Annotated in this window: 16 protein-coding genes and 1 rRNA gene (1 of these 17 cut by a window edge); 4 read left to right on the top strand and 13 right to left on the bottom strand. The window is 31.5% G+C overall.

Annotated elements, in window-relative coordinates:
• Positions 1–761 (bottom strand): 16S ribosomal RNA (locus SJY17_RS09635) (it extends 755 nt beyond the left edge of the window).
• Positions 762–1,454: 693 nt separating this feature from the next.
• On the opposite strand from SJY17_RS09635, the gene thrS reads away from it, so the two are divergent.
• The 4 genes from thrS (at position 1,455) to rplT (ending at position 4,684) form a co-directional block, all read left to right on the top strand.
• Positions 1,455–3,389: a threonine--tRNA ligase gene (gene thrS, locus SJY17_RS09630; protein WP_397362350.1), complete on the top strand. Its 1,935-nt coding sequence runs from the start codon at positions 1,455–1,457 to the stop codon at positions 3,387–3,389.
• 70 nt (positions 3,390–3,459) lie between these two features.
• Positions 3,460–3,969, top strand: coding sequence for a translation initiation factor IF-3 (gene infC, locus SJY17_RS09625; protein WP_397364870.1), 510 nt, complete (start codon positions 3,460–3,462; stop codon positions 3,967–3,969).
• 63 nt (positions 3,970–4,032) lie between these two features.
• The gene (rpmI, locus tag SJY17_RS09620) at positions 4,033–4,230 is read left to right on the top strand and encodes a 50S ribosomal protein L35 (protein WP_090839495.1); all 198 of its coding nucleotides are present in this window, start codon (positions 4,033–4,035) and stop codon (positions 4,228–4,230) included.
• A gap of 109 nt (positions 4,231–4,339) precedes the next feature.
• Positions 4,340–4,684 carry a 50S ribosomal protein L20 gene (gene rplT, locus SJY17_RS09615; RefSeq protein ID WP_397362349.1) on the top strand — a complete coding sequence of 115 codons (345 nt, stop codon included), beginning with the start codon at positions 4,340–4,342 and terminating at the stop codon, positions 4,682–4,684.
• 89 nt (positions 4,685–4,773) lie between these two features.
• Here rplT and SJY17_RS09610 read toward each other — a convergent pair whose 3' ends face one another.
• The 12 genes from SJY17_RS09610 to tgt all read right to left on the bottom strand — a co-directional run bounded on the left by SJY17_RS09610 (position 4,774) and on the right by tgt (position 17,617).
• The gene (locus tag SJY17_RS09610) at positions 4,774–6,009 is read right to left on the bottom strand and encodes a hypothetical protein (protein ID WP_397362348.1); all 1,236 of its coding nucleotides are present in this window, start codon (positions 6,007–6,009) and stop codon (positions 4,774–4,776) included.
• Positions 6,010–6,044: 35 nt separating this feature from the next.
• Positions 6,045–7,043 carry an adenylate/guanylate cyclase domain-containing protein gene (locus tag SJY17_RS09605; protein ID WP_397362347.1) on the bottom strand — a complete coding sequence of 333 codons (999 nt, stop codon included), beginning with the start codon at positions 7,041–7,043 and terminating at the stop codon, positions 6,045–6,047.
• 89 nt (positions 7,044–7,132) lie between these two features.
• Positions 7,133–7,402, bottom strand: a complete 270-nt coding sequence (locus SJY17_RS09600) for an EF-hand domain-containing protein (RefSeq protein WP_397362346.1) — start codon at positions 7,400–7,402, stop codon at positions 7,133–7,135.
• A 188-nt stretch (positions 7,403–7,590) separates the two neighbouring features.
• Complete coding sequence (locus SJY17_RS09595; protein ID WP_397364869.1) at positions 7,591–8,775, bottom strand: asparagine synthetase B; 1,185 nt, start codon at positions 8,773–8,775, stop codon at positions 7,591–7,593.
• A 125-nt stretch (positions 8,776–8,900) separates the two neighbouring features.
• On the bottom strand, positions 8,901–9,635 hold the full coding sequence (locus SJY17_RS09590) for a sulfotransferase family protein (protein WP_397362345.1): 735 nt from the start codon (positions 9,633–9,635) through the stop codon (positions 8,901–8,903).
• Positions 9,622–10,545 carry an aminotransferase class IV gene (locus SJY17_RS09585; RefSeq protein ID WP_397362344.1) on the bottom strand — a complete coding sequence of 308 codons (924 nt, stop codon included), beginning with the start codon at positions 10,543–10,545 and terminating at the stop codon, positions 9,622–9,624. The genes SJY17_RS09590 and SJY17_RS09585 overlap by 14 nt, the downstream gene beginning before the upstream one ends.
• A 75-nt stretch (positions 10,546–10,620) precedes the next feature.
• Entirely contained in the window at positions 10,621–11,649 is a 1,029-nt protein-coding gene (locus SJY17_RS09580; RefSeq protein ID WP_397362343.1) for an AI-2E family transporter, read from the bottom strand.
• Between the two features lie 26 nt (positions 11,650–11,675).
• A complete protein-coding gene (gene dnaB, locus SJY17_RS09575) occupies positions 11,676–13,211 on the bottom strand; it encodes a replicative DNA helicase (protein ID WP_397362342.1) in 1,536 nt (511 codons plus the stop codon).
• 243 nt (positions 13,212–13,454) lie between these two features.
• Positions 13,455–14,408 (bottom strand): acetyl-CoA carboxylase carboxyltransferase subunit alpha, encoded by a 954-nt coding sequence (locus SJY17_RS09570; RefSeq protein ID WP_397362341.1) that lies wholly within the window; start codon positions 14,406–14,408, stop codon positions 13,455–13,457.
• Between the two features lie 109 nt (positions 14,409–14,517).
• Positions 14,518–15,426 carry a DMT family transporter gene (locus SJY17_RS09565; RefSeq protein WP_397362340.1) on the bottom strand — a complete coding sequence of 303 codons (909 nt, stop codon included), beginning with the start codon at positions 15,424–15,426 and terminating at the stop codon, positions 14,518–14,520.
• On the bottom strand, positions 15,413–16,486 hold the full coding sequence (locus tag SJY17_RS09560; RefSeq protein ID WP_397362339.1) for an LptF/LptG family permease: 1,074 nt from the start codon (positions 16,484–16,486) through the stop codon (positions 15,413–15,415). Before SJY17_RS09560 ends, SJY17_RS09565 begins: the two co-directional genes overlap by 14 nt.
• Complete coding sequence (gene tgt / locus SJY17_RS09555; RefSeq protein ID WP_397362338.1) at positions 16,487–17,617, bottom strand: tRNA guanosine(34) transglycosylase Tgt; 1,131 nt, start codon at positions 17,615–17,617, stop codon at positions 16,487–16,489.
• Positions 17,618–17,642 lie beyond the last annotated feature (25 nt).

Here is a 17,642-nt window from a genome sequence, read left to right as displayed (position 1 = left end):
CGCTTTCGTCCATCAGTGTCAGTATATTATTAGTAATCTGCCTTCGCAATTGGTATTCTATGTAATATCTATGCATTTCACCGCTACACTACATATTCTAACTACTTCATAATAACTCAAGACAACCAGTATCAAAGGCAATTCTACAGTTGAGCTGCAGGATTTCACCTCTGACTTAATTATCCACCTACGGACCCTTTAAACCCAATGATTCCGGATAACGCTTGGATCCTCCGTATTACCGCGGCTGCTGGCACGGAGTTAGCCGATCCTTATTCTTACAGTACCGTCAAGCCTCTACACGTAGAGGTGTTTCTTCCTGTATAAAAGCAGTTTACAACCCATAGGGCAGTCTTCCTGCACGCGGCATGGCTGGATCAGAGTTGCCTCCATTGTCCAATATTCCTCACTGCTGCCTCCCGTAGGAGTCTGGTCCGTGTCTCAGTACCAGTGTGGGGGATCCCCCTCTCAGGCCCTACCTATCGTTGCCATGGTGTGCCGTTACCACACCATCTAGCTAATAGGACGCATAGTCATCTCTTACCGTAATCTTTAATGTTATCTTGATGCCAAGTCAACATACTATAAGGTGTTAATCCAAATTTCTCTGGGCTATCCCTTAGTAAGAGGTAGATTCTATACGCGTTACGCACCCGTTCGCCGGTCGTCATCTGAAGCAAGCTCCAATGTTACCCCTCGACTTGCATGTGTTAAGCCTGCCGCTAGCGTTCATCCTGAGCCAGGATCAAACTCTTCATCGTTAAATTTTAAAGTCTTTCGACTAATATGCTTAACAATTAAAGAAATATTCTATACTCAAAATGGCTTATTCTCTTGTTTGAAAATTATCGTTTCCAATAATTTTCTTACGCTGTCAATTCAATATGTTTATGAACTTTTTTATTTGTTCTTAAGTCGTTTATTACTTAAGCGGGTGCAAATATAATTCGCTTTTTTTTATCTCACAACTCTTTTTAGAAAAAAAAATATTTTTTTTAAAATTTTGCTGCTTTCAATAAATCCCTGAACTTTTCCTCTAACTAAATAACGTGTTGTTACGTCGTTTTCGGGGTGCAAATATACAAGCCTTTTTGATTCCCACAACCCTTTTTTGAATCTTTTTTTACTTTATTTTCCCTACCTCGCTTTAACCCTTTATTTTCAATAGATTACAGCTTGATTTTTTTTGAAACTTTTTTTACCTTTCTTTACTTTTGATAAAGCCTTAGGTAATAATACTTCTTTATACATATATAATGTACTCTGGAGAAAACCGCGTTAGGGATTGTAATGACATCCTTTTTTTTGCTCCAACAAATGGCAAAAAAAAGATATAATGAAAAGCCCGACCCCAAAAGGGAAACGCTATTATTATAAAAATAATCACTATTACTTATTAGTTGTATTGCTAGTCTATTAATATCCTATTATATTTGTGCCTTAATTTGATATTGATGATAAAAATTACTTTACCTGATGGTAGTGTTAAATCTTTTGAGAAAGATAGCACTCCAATAGATGTTGCTAAGAGTATTAGTGAAGGATTGGCTAGAAATGTTATTTCGGCAAGTTTTAATGGAACAACTGTTGAAACTACAACAAGTTTAACCACTGATGGATCCCTTATTTTGTATACCTGGAATAATGATGAAGGTAAAAAAGCGTTTTGGCATAGTTCTGCCCATGTTTTAGCTCAGGCTTTAGAAGAGTTATTTCCTGGTTGCCAATTAACTATTGGTCCTGCGATTGATAATGGTTTTTATTATGATGTAGATTTTGGTGAACATACTGTTAGCGACAAAGATTTTAAAACTATTGAAAATAAAATAATAGAAATAGCAAGAGGTAAACATGAGTTTTCTATGCGATCTGTTTCTAAAGCTGATGCTTTGTCTTTATATAAGGACAATATATATAAGACTGAATTAATTGAAAATCTTGAGGATGGCACAATTACTTTTTGTGACCATTCCACTTTTACGGATTTATGCAGAGGTGGGCATATACCAAATACTGGTATTATTAAAGCTGTAAAAGTTTTATCTGTTGCTGGTGCATATTGGAGAGGTGATGAAAATAAACCACAATTAACAAGAGTTTACGGAATATCTTTTCCTAAACAAAAAGAATTAACTGCATACTTGGAGCTTTTAGAAGAAGCTAAAAAACGTGATCATAGAAAACTAGGTAAAGAGCTGGAGCTTTTTACGTTTTCGCAAAAAGTAGGTCAAGGTCTTCCTTTATGGTTGCCTAAAGGTGCAGCTTTACGTGAACGCTTAGAGAATTTTTTAAAACATGCTCAGAAAAAAGCTGGTTATGAGATGGTCGTTACACCTCATATTGGTCAAAAAGAACTATATGTAACTTCTGGTCATTATGCAAAATATGGTGAGGATAGTTTCCAACCAATTACTACTCCTAAAGAAGGTGAAGAGTTTTTATTAAAACCTATGAATTGTCCACACCATTGCGAAATATATAATAGTATGCAATGGTCTTATAAAGATTTACCTAAACGCTTTGCAGAATTTGGTACTGTATATAGGTACGAACAAAGTGGAGAGTTACATGGACTAACAAGAGTACGAGGATTTACTCAAGATGATGCTCATATATTTTGTACTCCAGATCAATTAGATAAAGAGTTTAAAGATGTTATTGACCTTGTATTATATGTATTTGGATCTTTAGGCTTTGAAGATTTTACAGCTCAGGTATCTCTACGCGATCCTGAGAAACCCGAAAAATATATTGGAAGTCTTGAAAACTGGGAAAAAGCTGAACAAGCAATTATTAATGCAGCTAAAGATAAAAACCTAAATTATGTTATTGAAACTGGCGAAGCTGCTTTTTATGGACCTAAGTTAGATTTTATGGTAAAAGACGCGTTAGGTAGACAGTGGCAACTAGGAACTATTCAGGTAGATTACAACTTACCAGAGCGATTTGAACTAACTTATAAGGGTAGTGATAATGAAACACACAGACCTGTAATGATACATCGTGCTCCTTTTGGAAGTATGGAACGTTTTATAGCTATTTTGCTAGAACATACTGGAGGAAATTTCCCGCTTTGGTTGATGCCAAATCAAGTTTCAATATTAACTCTTAGTGAGAAATACGAGAAATACGGTGAAAAAGTTTTAACTTTGCTAGAAAATCACGAAATTCGCGCACTTGTAGATAACCGAAGCGAGACTATTGGTAAGAAGATTAGAGAGGCAGAAATGAACAAAACGCCTTATATGATTATCATAGGAGAGCAAGAAGAAAATGAAGGTAAGATATCTGTAAGACAACATGGAGGTGATGATTTAGGCACGATTAGTGTAGATGAGTTTGCAGAAATCGTTACTAAAGAGATAAATAGAACGAAAAAACAATTTTAAAATTAAGTTTAACTAAAATATATAAGTCATAGCAATACGTAGAAAAAGATCAAGAGGTCCGGCAAGAATCATTAAGGAAGACCAGCACAACATTAACGGAAGAATTAGAGCAGAAAAAGTGCGTCTAGTTGGAGATAATGTTGAAGTAGGAATTTACACCAACAAAGAAGCGAAAGCACTTGCTGAAGAGCAAGAATTGGATTTGGTAGAAATTTCTCCTAAAGCTATTCCGCCTGTATGTAAAATAATGGATTACAAGAAGTTTCTTTATGAACAGAAGAAGCGGGAAAAAGCATTAAAGTCTAAGGCTACAAAAGTTGTTATCAAAGAAATTAGGTTTGGTCATCAAACAGATGACCATGATTACCAATTTAAAAGGAAACACGCCGAAAAATTCTTAAAGGAAGGAGCCAAATTAAAAGCTTTTGTATTCTTTAAAGGAAGATCAATTGTGTTTAAAGAGCAAGGTCAAATATTATTATTACGTTTAGCTCAAGATTTGGAAGAGTTTGGAAAAGTAGAACAAATGCCAAGACTTGAAGGAAAACGTATGACTATGTTTATAGCTCCAAGAAAATAGATATTATCCTTTTATTAAAGGACAAAGATATTATAAGCGAAATAATTAAAACTAGGAAACAAAATGCCTAAAATGAAAACAAAATCTAGTGCTAAAAAGCGTTTCAAGCTTACTGGTACTGGTAAAATCAAAAGAAAGCACGCGTTTAAGAGTCACATCTTAACAAAGAAGTCTAAAAAACGTAAGCTTAAATTAACTCATGACGGTTTAGTACATAAAGCGGATGAGAACAATATTAAAGTAATGATGCGTTTAAAGTAACATTACCTTAATTGGTTAAAATTATTTATAAACCCTGGAGTTAGGCAAAATAAGATTTAAATAAAGTGTTAAGAAATTAACCGCCTACTACAAAAAAACAATTAAAATTATGCCTAGATCAGTAAATTCTGTTGCCAAAAGAGCCAGAAGAAAAAAGGTGCTTAAACAAGCAAAAGGTTACTTTGGACGTCGTAAAAACGTTTGGACAGTAGCAAAAAACGCGGTTGACAAAGCTATGCAGTATGCATACAGAGACCGTAGAAATAAAAAGAGAACTTTCCGTGCTTTATGGATTACGCGTATTAACGCAGGAGCTAGATTACACGGAATGTCTTACTCACAATTTATGGGGAAATTAAAAGCTAATAATATCGAATTAAACCGTAAGGTTTTAGCTGATTTAGCAATGAATAACCCTAAAGCTTTTGAAGCTATTGTGAATAAAGTAAAATAAGGGCATTTTGCCAATTGTATAACAATACTTTCGCTTATAAATAGAAAATCCGATTCTTTATTGAATCGGATTTTTTTATGCTCTAAACTTTAATGTCTATTGTCACAATAAATTGGGACGTATGTTTTGGGTGTTTCTATAAAATTGATTGAAGGACAGCCAAAAGAATGGTATTGAAATCCAAAAACTACTGGTGGTTTATCTTTAAATAAGTAACCTGTCCATTGCTCGTGTTTGTAACCATCTTGCTTTTTATTATTAATATTTACAAAGCTTAAACTTGCAGGTGAAGTGCTTTCTGAATCAGAGTATAGGTTTTCTAAAACAAATTCTTTTGTTTTAGAATCAATAATCACTAAATAATAGTCTTTTGAATAATTCCTTTTTAATTCTTGAAGATAAAAGTCAAACTCTTTATTAGAGTACTTATAAGAATTAACTAGCTCTACATCATTATACCACCATCTATAACTTGAATGAATGCTCTGTTTGTTGAAACTATTAGGAACAGATTTTTTATCAATTTTGTTCCAAACAATTGGCATTAACTGTTTTTCAATAAATGGGTTTTCCTTTCCTAGATAAGCAAATTCTACATTCTTGACTTTACCATGTAAGTCTAAACCTACTCTAAAACCTGACCCATAACCATCAGGAACAGAAACTACTCCAAGATCCTTAACTACAAGTTTATAAATTTTGTTAATACTATATACAAAAACAGTATCTAACTGATTAATTTTATTGGTTTTAAAAAATTTTAAGCGTTCCTCTTTATTAAATGCTGTATAAGTCTCATCATCTAATTTTTCTGGATTATATAAATAATCATTAGGATTATCTGCTAAAGCTAAAAAGTAGCTCCATTTATTTTGTTGCCTTTCATAACCATGAAGTGATAATATAGTAAGAGTTGAATCTTTTAATTTTGGTTGAACATATTGAAATTCTCCATTAACCTTATTCTTAGATAAAAACGCATCAAAAACATAAACAGTGTCGTTTCCTTTATAAATTCCAACCCATTCGCCTTTAATTTCTTTCTCAAAATCTTTAATAGTTTCAAAAACACCTGATTTTTTTGCAATAGTTATTGGTGTATTAATTTCAATTTTACCAAGAATCTTACCGTTTGGTTGATCTCTATAATTTAATCCAGAGTTTGCAGATACATAAAAACGTTGTTTAGTTTGTTTTTCTTTAGGTTTTGGACTGTTAATTTTTACAATAGAGTCAGTATTAACTACTAAAACTTCCTCTTTAATTGTTTCAGTTTTATGGACAACTTCTTGTTTGCAATTAAAAAAGCAGACCAATAAAATCATAGCAAATAGGTTTTGAAAGATTTTCATAAATAGTTCTACTTTTGATTAATAGAAAACAATTTAACCTCTTGCTCTTTTCCTTTTAAAGAAATATTACCAATGGATTCTAATTTATACTTATGAAGCTTTAATTTGTCCAACAAACGCTCAGATATTAGAAGTGTTTGGTTGTATTTATTACATTCACCTTGTATTCTAGCTGACGTATTTATAACGTCTCCATGATAAGCTATCTCCTTTTTTATTGTTCCTACTTCTGTAACAATTAACTTTCCACCATGTAATCCTGCTTTAAACTTTGGTAGTAAACCAAAATGCTTTTGATAATATTTTTCTTTTTTTAATAATCTATTCTCAAATTTATAAAACAATTCCACACAGTTATTGTTATCTATTCCGTTATCAAAAGTCCAACTTATAACTGCCTCATCACCTACATATTGATATATTTCTCCTTTATAATTATCGACAACTCGATTTAAATCGTAAAAGCATTCTTGTATTAATTGACTATACTTATAATGCCCAAGTTGCTCTGCTATTGTTGTGGATCCTTTTAGGTCTAAAAACATAAAAATGCGTCGTTCTTCTCGTGGTTTTTTATACTTACCTATTAACTGATTGAATAATACACCTCTACCAAAGTTGTCTTTAGCTATTTTTAAAAATGAAAATATTAAAGAGCAAATAATAAAGTAGAATACAATTAACCAGAATACTTTACTGTCCTTCCACCAACCTTCATGATTTGGAAGATCTCTATCCATTTGCACTTCTACCAACCCAAATATAAAGTTAGATGATAGTATAAGCATGGTTAAGTAGATAAAAGATTTTTCTATTAACACCAGTCCTGTTGCTTGTTTACTAAGGTTTAGCTTTTCGAAAAGAAACTCGACAATTGCATATACAAAACCAACAACTATTCCTGCATAAACACCAAACTCTAACCAAGGACCTATACGTACTATGTCTTCTGGATTATAACCAAAAGCAGCACCTCCTTCCTCTCCTACTTGAAAATAACGAATCATTATAAACAAACAGAATGCCAATGACCAAAAAATTATAGTCGATAATAGTAGTCTTAAAAATTGTAGAATCGTGTTTTTCAATAGATTTTTTATAAAGAAATTTCTTCGATTGCTATTTTAAATTCTGACCAACTTATTTGTTTATCTCCATCTGTATCATATCCGTCAATTAATTTTGAAGCTACTATACCTCTAATAAACCCACTAATTTCTGCTTCTTGTAAAAGGTTTTTTATTTCGGATTTTGATAGTTTTTTATCTCCATCTTCGTCAAAAAAAGCGAATGCCTTTTTGGGTGAGTCAAAATGGTTTGTGATTAAGATTTCTATTTTTTTTAGAATTTGCTCTTTTGATGTCATAAAATAAAGATTGAAATATTACTGTTTTTTGATAAAGCTTTTTGATTGAGACATTGCGTTAAGGATTATTCATTTTTTTATAATGCTATTATTGTATTCATGATTACTTCGTTGTTGAGCAATTGTTGGAGCACATCTTTGATTGCGACTTGCAAAAGCCTGACCCTTGTGGCAACGCCAAAATTAAATTAAGTCTTCTGTTTTTTCTTTTTTGCTGCTGGAAATAAAACGTTATTTAAAATTAGCCTGTATCCTGGTGATGTTGGATGCAATTCTAACTCGGTTTTAGGATCACCAACTTTATGAGTATAGTCTTCCGGATCATGCCCACCATAAAAGGTAAAAAAGCCTTTTCCTTTTATACCATGTATATATTTGGCTTCTCCATTGGTTTTGTTTTCTCCCATTACCAACACATTGGACTTGATTTGGTCGCGTGTAAAAGATGTAGTTTGTCCCATAAATCCTTTAACTAACGCTGTGTGATTTTGACATAACATGGTTGGTATTGGATCCCATTTTGCTGAAAAATCCATAAGTGAAAAGTAATCTGTTTCTTTTGGGATTTTACGCTTTGTGGTCATGTCTATACTTGAAAACTCATAAACCATTGGACTGCGTTCTAAAGTGTACTCTTTAAAGGCAAAGGTTTTTGAAAAATCAATGTCTGATTGGTAATTGGCATCACTTGCGTCTCCATCAAACATAGGCTCGCATATATCAATACCATCTGCTGATAATGCAATGTCAAAACTATCTGTTGCACTACACATGGCAAACATAAATCCACCTCCTACTACATAATCTCTTATTTTTAAGGTTACATCACGTTTTGCTTCGGACACTTTTGTGTATCCTAATTTTGTTGCTAAGGCTTCTGCATCTTTTTTTTCTTGAATATACCATGCAGCTTGACGATATCTTGCATAAAATTTTCCGAATTGCCCAGTAAAATCTTCATGATGAAGGTGCAACCAATCGTATAAAAGTAATTCGTCTTTTAGGACTTCTTCATCATAAATGGTTTCGTATGGTATTTCTGCATAGCTTAAAACCATAGTTACTGCGTCATCCCAAGGTAGTTTTCCTTTTGGTGTATATACTGCAATTTTAGGTGCTTTTTCTAAAATTACAGCTTCCATATTTTTACTTGGACTGCTTATCTCTTTAAGAATTTGTTCTGTTTTAGCATCCGAAATAACCTCAAAACTCACACCTCTAATTTGGCACTCATCTTGAATATCTTGGCTATCTGGTAATAAAAACGAGCCTCCTCTATAATTAAGTAACCATTTTACTTTTACATCTTTTTCTAAAGTCCAATAGCAAATACCATAGGCTTTTAAATGGTTTTTTTGAGTATCTGCATCCATTGGAATTAGAATGTATGACGCAAATGATTGTGTTGTAATAAGTAACAGTAAAAATAAAACAATTGTTTTTTTCATAAATGAAAGATAATCAAAAAATAGGCCTTTTATAAATCTTTAAACTATTTTTAACCTATGTTATATTGTAATAATTGATTGTAATATGGCAAGCACTTTTCTAGTAATGGAATTAGACTTTCTGGAAAAGGATCTGTTTTAGGTTTATAAGCTCCAAAAGAAGTAGACTTATGTACGTTTGAATACCAATATTTTGCCCATACACCATCTTCAGGTCTTGATCCAGCTTTCCATTTTAACATGTTTAGATTAAATGGTATACCTATAGCTAAACATAGTTTTCTTAAAGTCTTTTCTGGGTTTAGTAGCACACTTTTAGAATCTAAAACAATTGGTGGATTATCTGTTGATTTTAAATAATTTAATAATTCTACATGTTTTGCATAACCAATATCATCTATTGTAGGTTTTTCTATAACTTTTGCAAAAGAAGGTATCATATCTTTTGGATCTCTAGTAAGAATAATATTTATAGTTTGCTTTAAAAACCCCTTATCTAAACCATCTAAGAAATGATGTGTCATTTGTTTAAAAAATAATATAGGACTTGACTGATCGTTTAGCATAGTTGCTACGACATCACTACCATTATTCTTTTGAGATTTTAAAATATCATCTGCTCCAGGATGGTACTCTTTTGCTTTTGAATTTGCTAAATAATAAGCGTATAACGGTTCGTCAAAAACCTTTGTATCTTCCCTTTGCGCGAAAGAATACATTAATGCTGTAGAAATATTCCTTGGTCCAGACCAAAGACAAATACGTTTTATATTATTGGGTATCATCTTTAACAACTTTTTCAATTAGTTTATTATAAAGACCACTTAACTCTCTTGTTACATCTCCAAAGTTTTTAGTTCCAATTACTCTTCCATCTATTTTTGTTACAGGAGTTAAACCTCCAAAAGTCCCAGTTACAAATGCTTCATCTGCTCCATAAACATCAAATAACGAAAAGTCTTTTTGAAAACATTTAATACCATTGGTTTGACACACCTCTATAACTTTAGCTCTAGTAATACCGTTCATACAATATTGACCTGTAGATGTCCAGACTTCTCCATTTTTAACAATAAAAAAATTAGTTGCATTACAAGTAGATACAAACCCATTAACATCTAACATTAATGCTTCATCAGCACCTGCATTAATTGCTTGAATTAAAGCTTGTACTTCATGTAGCTTACTATGACAGTTTAATTTTGGGTCTAAATAATCTGGTGATCCTCTCCTAATAGTACTAGTAAATAAAGTTATCCCTTTTTCTTTACTATCTATAGAAGCGACTTTATATTCTGGAATTATGACAATATTAGGTCCTGAAATTGTTAACCTAGGATCTTGAGAAGGTGTTTTTTTTATCCCACGAGTAATCATAACTCTTACATGTACATTGTCATACATATTGTTATGATTAAGAACTTCCTTAATAGTTTTAATTAACTCAGTTTGTGTAAAAGGAAATTGCATACCAATTGTAGCAGCAGCTGACCATAATCTAGTTAAATGGTCTTTAAGAAAAACTAAGACACCTTTATGTAATCTCATGGCTTCCCATATACCATCACCAACTAAATACCCACTATCAAAAACAGAAACTTTTGCCTCATTGCGATTAAAATACTCTCCATTTATGTAAATTTTAATGTCATTGTTTCTTTTATCTACTAAAGAGTTATGAGTACCATGAACCATATTTTTAAAATATTTTAAGCTTTAGAAAGATACTTAAAAAACAACTTTTAAAAAAGGAATGACAATAAATTAACTTTAAGCTCCAGAGAGTAAATCTGAAATGATTTTTGTTTTTGGAAATTGCTCGAAAATAATTTTAAGAAATACAGTAATTGGAATTGCCATTATTAAACCTGGAATACCCCAAATATAACCCCAAAACATTAACATTACTAATACAGCAATTACATTTATAGAGAATGATTTACCCATAAATACAGGCTCTAAAATACTACCATACAATACTTGTGTTCCAGCAATAGAAATTATAAAAAATAATAACCTACTAGACGTTTCTAATTCTACAAAAGCAAAAATTGATAATAGTATTACTGTAATAAAAGAGCCTACCATCTGTACAAAATTAATTAAGAAAGCAAACAGTCCCCAAAAAATAGGGAAACTAACATCAAAAAAATAACAGGCAAACCCAGTAAATACTCCTGTTAAAAAACTAACTAAAAACTTAACCTTTATAAACTTAATTAAGTCTTTTTCAATTTTCATAAATGTTTTAATAGACGTATGTTTTTTCTTTAAAATTGTCTTATTAATTAGTTGTTCCACATTAATAGATTCTGCTAACCATAGCACCACAAAAAAGGTAGTCATTAATAAGGCAGTTAAAAACTTAGTTATAAAACTTAAGGTTGGAGACAGGTTTCCTAATAAAGCTTCTTTATTTAAAAGACGTGTTAAAGATTTACTACCTTCTACCTTTTCAGCTCCAAAAAAGCCTTCTATACTATCTACTAATGCATTGATTTTAGTTTCTGCTTTATGAAAAAACTGAGAGTCTGATGCTAAAATTTCTCTACTAGATAGTTTGACTAATTCTACACCAATCTTGACACCAATTGCTATAACTAATAATACTATTACAACACTTAGTGCTTTAGGCACTTTACGTTTACGTAAAAATCGCATTAATGGTAAAAATAATAATGCTATAAACATAGAAAATACTAAAGGCACAAATATAAATGACAGCACTTTTAGTAAGTAAAATATAATTGGGATAACAATTATTAATAGTAAATAATTAGTAGTTTTAGTTTTATCCATTTATAGTAGTAAGTATTTTATTTTTATTAAAAAGGAACATCATTATCATCCGGTTCTGGTGCTCCAAAAGCATCACTTGCAGACGGGAAATTGTCTGGCGCAAAAGTATCATCGTTAGCTGCAGCATTCATTTTACTATGAAACTCTTGCCCAAAAGGTGTATCAAAATCGTCTAAATTATCAAACTTCCCTAAGTGACCAATAAACTTTAAACGTATACTTTCTAGTCCACCATTACGGTGTTTTGCAACAATAAACTCTCCTTGACCTTCTGTTGGAGATCGTTCTTCATCATCCCATTCGTCAATTTTATAATATTCTGGTCTGTAAATAAAGCTTACAATATCTGCATCTTGCTCAATCGCTCCAGATTCACGTAAATCTGATAGCAATGGTCGTTTACTCCCTCCACGTGTTTCTACTGCACGAGACAATTGCGATAATGCAATTACTGGTACACTAAGCTCTTTTGCTAATGCTTTTAAGTTTCTAGAAATGGTAGATATCTCTTGTTCACGATTACCTCCAGATCCTGCTGCTGTCATTAATTGTAAATAATCAATCATGATCATTTTAATACCATGTTGCGATGCTAAACGACGTGCTTTTGCACGTAAATCAAAAATTGATAACGATGGTGTATCATCAATAAACAATGGTGCTTTTTCTAATGCTTTAACCTTTACGTTAAGCTGTTCCCACTCGTGCTTTTCAAGTTTTCCTGTTCTTAGTTTTTCTGAAGACAACCCAGTTTCACTAGATATTAAACGAGTTATTAATTGTACAGAAGCCATCTCTAAAGAGAAAAAAGCTACTGGTATATTATGATTTACAGCTACATTTCTAGCCATAGTTAAAGTAAAAGCGGTTTTACCCATACCTGGACGTGCAGCAATAATAATTAAATCACTTTCTTGCCATCCTGAAGTTAGCTTATCTAACTTAGTAAATCCAGAAGGGACACCACTCATTCCTTCTTTTTTTGAAATCTCTTCAATTTTCTTTTTGGCTTGTATTACAAGATCTTGAGCGGTTTCACTAGATTTTTTAATGTTTCCTTGTGTAACTTCATATAATCTAGATTCTGCTTTATCTAATAAATCAAATACATCTTGAGTTTCGTCATAAGCTTCTTCAATAATTTCTGAAGAAATTTTAATTAAACTACGCTGTATAAATTTTTGTAATATAATACGAGCATGAAACTCGATATGAGCAGAAGAAGATACTTTTTGTGTTAACGAAATTAAGTAAAAATCTCCACCAGCTAAATCTAACTTAGAGTTTGTCTTTAATTGGGTAGAAACTGTTAATAAGTCAATAGGTTGACTCTCTTGAAACAACATAAAGATGGCTTCAAATATATGTTGATGCGCTTCTTTATAAAAAGCATCTGGGCTTAAAATATCAATAACCTCATCAACCCCTTTTTTATCAATCATCATAGCTCCAAGCACTACTTCTTCCAAATCTAGAGCTTGTGGAGGAATCTTACCCTTTTCAAGACTAATAATGGTGCTTTTGTCTACTTGATAACCTTTTATTTGATTAGGTTGCTTCATTTATTAAAACTAAAATTTTAGTAAAAACTTAATGGTTTTTGGTTAATTATTGATTAAAATCAATACAGATTTTAAGGATTACGAAAGTAAATAAATTGTTAAGAACAATTGAATTGTAAAGTTACTCAATCTTAACATGTAGTTAACATTTATAATGTTAATAACTCCATTTTTTTGTTAATAAGCACAAAAAAAATCTGAAGCATTTGCTTCAGATTTTGTTAGCAAATGGTTTTATAAGGTCTACCCTTTAAAATCTCCCATATTTGAATATTTCTCAATACGTTTATTCACCAATTCTTTTGGTGATAAGTTTTTTAATTCATCAAAAGAAGCTACAATTGTGTCACATACTGTTTTAAAAGTAGTTTCGCGATCTGTATGTGCACCACCAAGTGGTTCTTTTATTATTTGATCTACTACTTTAATTTTCATAGCATCTTTAGCTGTTAGTTTAAGTGCTTCTGCAGCTATTTCTTTATACTCCCAACTTCTCCATAAAATTGACGAACAATTTTCTGGTGAGATTACCGAATACCAAGCGTTTTCTAACATTAAAATTTTATCTCCAACACCTATCCCTAAAGCTCCACCAGAAGCTCCTTCACCTATAATAATAGTAATAATAGGTACTTTAAGACGTGTCATTTCTAATATATTTCTAGCAATTGCTTCACCTTGTCCTCTTTCTTCTGCTTCTAATCCTGGATAAGCACCTGGAGTATCAATTAAAGTTACAACAGGAATACCAAACTTTTCAGCAGATTTCATTAATCGTAAAGCTTTACGATAGCCTTCTGGGTTTGCCATTCCAAAATTACGGTATTGACGTGTTTTAGTGTTGTACCCTTTTTGTTGTCCAATAAACATAAAACTTTGGTCTCCAATTTTACCCAGACCACCAATCATAGCTTTATCATCCTTTACATTTCTATCACCATGAAGCTCTAAAAATGTATCACCACAAATGGCATTAATATAATCTAATGTATAAGGTCTATTTGGATGACGCGATAATTGCACACGTTGCCAAGCTGTTAAATTTTTATATATATCCTTTTTAGTAGCAAGAAGCTTTTTTTGGATTTGTTTACAAGTTTGGGTTACATCCACATCACTTTCTTCTCCAATGATTTGGCATTTATCCAACTGGTCTTCTAATTCTTTTATTGGTAATTCAAATTCTAAATATTCCATAGGGAATGATAGTTTTGTTTATGAGTTAATTTACAAAATTACATTTTTTTTGTTTCATTTTTTATGAATACAATTAAAATGAATAAATTTTAACGTTAATAACTGATAATCAATCAGTTTTACTAGCTTTTTTTATCTTTAAATTTTTCCAGTTTTTAAGTACTCCATTTAACAAAACAACACCTAAAATAATGAAAGCTCCTATATAAAAAGAGGTTGACATCGTTTCGGTTTCCGGAAACCAGATTAATGCTAATATAATTCCGTAAATAGGTTCTAGATTATAGGTTAACACTACTGTGTATGGACTTATAAATTTCATGACATATACAGATGCTATAAAAGCGTAAGCAGTACAAATTGAAGCTAAAATAAATAACCATAATCCATCTAAAGCCGAAATATTAAAGAAACTAGCGTCTAAACCGTCTCCAATAATTAATATATATATTGAAATAAATAATACACCACTTATAAACTCGTAAAAAGAAATTTTAGTTGCTGTGTGTTCTTCTAAAAACTTACCATTTAACACCGCAAATAATGAGGATAAAAATGCAGAAACAACACCTAGAATCATTCCGTTAATATATTTTAATTCGCTTTGCACAATTAAATAAATACCAACTATTACAAGTAACCCAAAAACAATCTCATATGCTATTATTTTTCGTTTATAAATTATAGGCTCTATAATTGAAGCAAAGAAAGCACCTGTAGAAAACATAGCTAAAGCAATAGATACATTTGAGACTTGAATCGATCCAAAAAAGGTAATCCAATGTAAAGCTATAATAACACCTGCAATTGATAATTTAAATAATGCTTTTTTTGAAATAGAAATATTTATCTTCTTAGTTTTAATATAAATAAACATTAAAACAGTAGCAATTAGCATTCTATACCAAACTAAACTTACTGCATTTATAGTAATTAATTTTCCTAGAATAGCAGTAAATCCAGCTATAAATACCAGGAAATGTAGGTGTAAATAATTTTTTAGCTTATCGTTTTGCATTGCGCAATAAGATAATAGCTAGGATTCCAAAAATAATATTAGGAAACCAAACTGCTAGTAAAGGCGAAAAATTAGATTGTGATGCTAACGTACCAAAAATCTTATCAAAAAAGACAAATATCATTGCTATACAGATACCAAATGCAAGATTAACTCCCATTCCTCCACGACGTTTTCTAGAGGATACAGCTACAGCAATAATTGTTAAAATAAAAACCGAAACTGGTAAGCTCCACTTTTGGTATTTGGCCAACTTATAACGCCCAATAAATTTTGATCCTCTCTTTTCTTCTCTATCAATAAACTTAACTAGTTCTGGATAAGCTAAGGTTTCTGCTATATAATCTTCTGGAGTTAAATCTTCTAAATCAAAAGAAAAAACAGTGTCTTTTTTTCTTACAATTTCTAATCCATCATTATTTTCTCCAATGGTTCTTTTAAAATAATTACGAAGTACAAAAGCAGAATCTTCTTCCACGTATCTAATATTAGAAGCACTCATTTTATAAGTCATTTTACCATCTTCAAAATGCTCTAAAGTAAAATTAGTTCCTTTTTTGTTTTTTGTATCAAAACTAGTAACGTAAATAATATCATTATCATTTATCTGTTTTAACACATTTGTGGTGTTTGCTGCTTTTTTTCCGGAGAGGTATTTATACTTAAAATTATTAAAGCCTTTACTAGCATTTGGCGCTAAGTATAACCCTAAAATTATCGAAACTATAGCTACAAGGACACCACCAATTAAATAAGGTCTTAAAAAACGTGTAAAAGATACTCCAGAACTTAAAAATGCAATAACTTCTGTATTATTAGCCAACTTAGAAGTAAACCATATTACAGATAAAAACAAAAATAAAGGAAATAATAAATGTGCAAAATAAATAGTAAAATCTAGTAAGTACTGCATGACTTCGCCAAAAGGCACATTCCTTTCAAGAATTTTACCAATTTTTTCTGCTAAATGTACAGTTATACCAATAGGTATAAACAATACTAACATAACTGCAAAAGTCAGTAAATAACGTTTTAATATGTACCAATCTAATATTTTCACTTACAAACGTTTATCCATTTGTTTAACCATTTTATCTTTCCAAACTCTAAAATCTCCAGCTATAATGTGTTTTCTTGCCTCTCTTGTTAACCAAAGATAAAAACCAAGATTGTGTATTGTTGCAATCTGTGCTCCTAACCTTTCATTTACAGTAAACAGATGTCTTAAATAAGCTTTACTATATTCTGTATCTACAAAAGTAATATCCATTGGGTCTATAGGAGAAAAATCTTCACGCCATTTTAAATTTTTAATATTTATTGATCCATGTGCAGTAAACAGCATTCCGTTTCTAGCATTTCTGGTTGGCATTACACAATCAAACATATCTACTCCTAAAGCGATGTTTTCTAAAATATTAATTGGTGTTCCAACACCCATTAAATAACGTGGTTTATCTTCTGGAAGTATATCTGTAACAATCTCTGTCATAGCATACAACTCCTCTGCTGGCTCACCAACAGACAATCCACCAATTGCATTACCTTCTGCTCCAACACCAGCTATATACTCTGCAGATTGTTTACGTAAATCTTTGTATGTACTTCCTTGTACAATCGGAAAAAATGATTGAGAATAATCATATTTTAAAGGTGTTTTATCCAAATGTGTTAAACAACGCTCTAACCAACGATGTGTCATGTGCATGGATCGTCTTGCATAATTATAATCACAAGGATATGGTGTACACTCGTCAAAAGCCATAATAATATCTGCTCCAATACTACGTTGGATTTCCATTACATTTTCTGGCGTAAACATATGGTAGCTACCATCAATATGAGATTTAAATTTTACACCTTCTTCTTTAATTTTGTTATTTGAAGACAAAGAGTACACTTGATAACCTCCAGAATCAGTCAAAATATTTCTGTCCCAATTCATAAACTTGTGTAAACCACCAGCTTTTTCTAAAACATCAATTTGAGGTTTTAGATATAAATGATAGGTGTTACCTAATATAATATCTGGGTTAATATCCTCTCTTAATTCTCTTTGATGCACACCTTTTACAGTACCAACAGTACCTACAGGCATAAATATTGGAGTTTCAATAACACCATGATCTGTTGTCATTACTCCTGCTCTAGCATTACTTTGTGTGTCTTTTGCTTTTAAATCGAATGTCATTAATTTGTCTTAAATCTTCAGCTAA

Origin of the sequence: Olleya sp. R77988 (genome assembly GCF_044594215.1) — a bacterium.
In the GTDB taxonomy this organism is placed as follows: domain Bacteria; phylum Bacteroidota; class Bacteroidia; order Flavobacteriales; family Flavobacteriaceae; genus Olleya.
The sequence above is the reverse complement of the archived record's forward strand: the minus strand, read 5'-3'. Positions and strand labels throughout refer to the sequence as shown.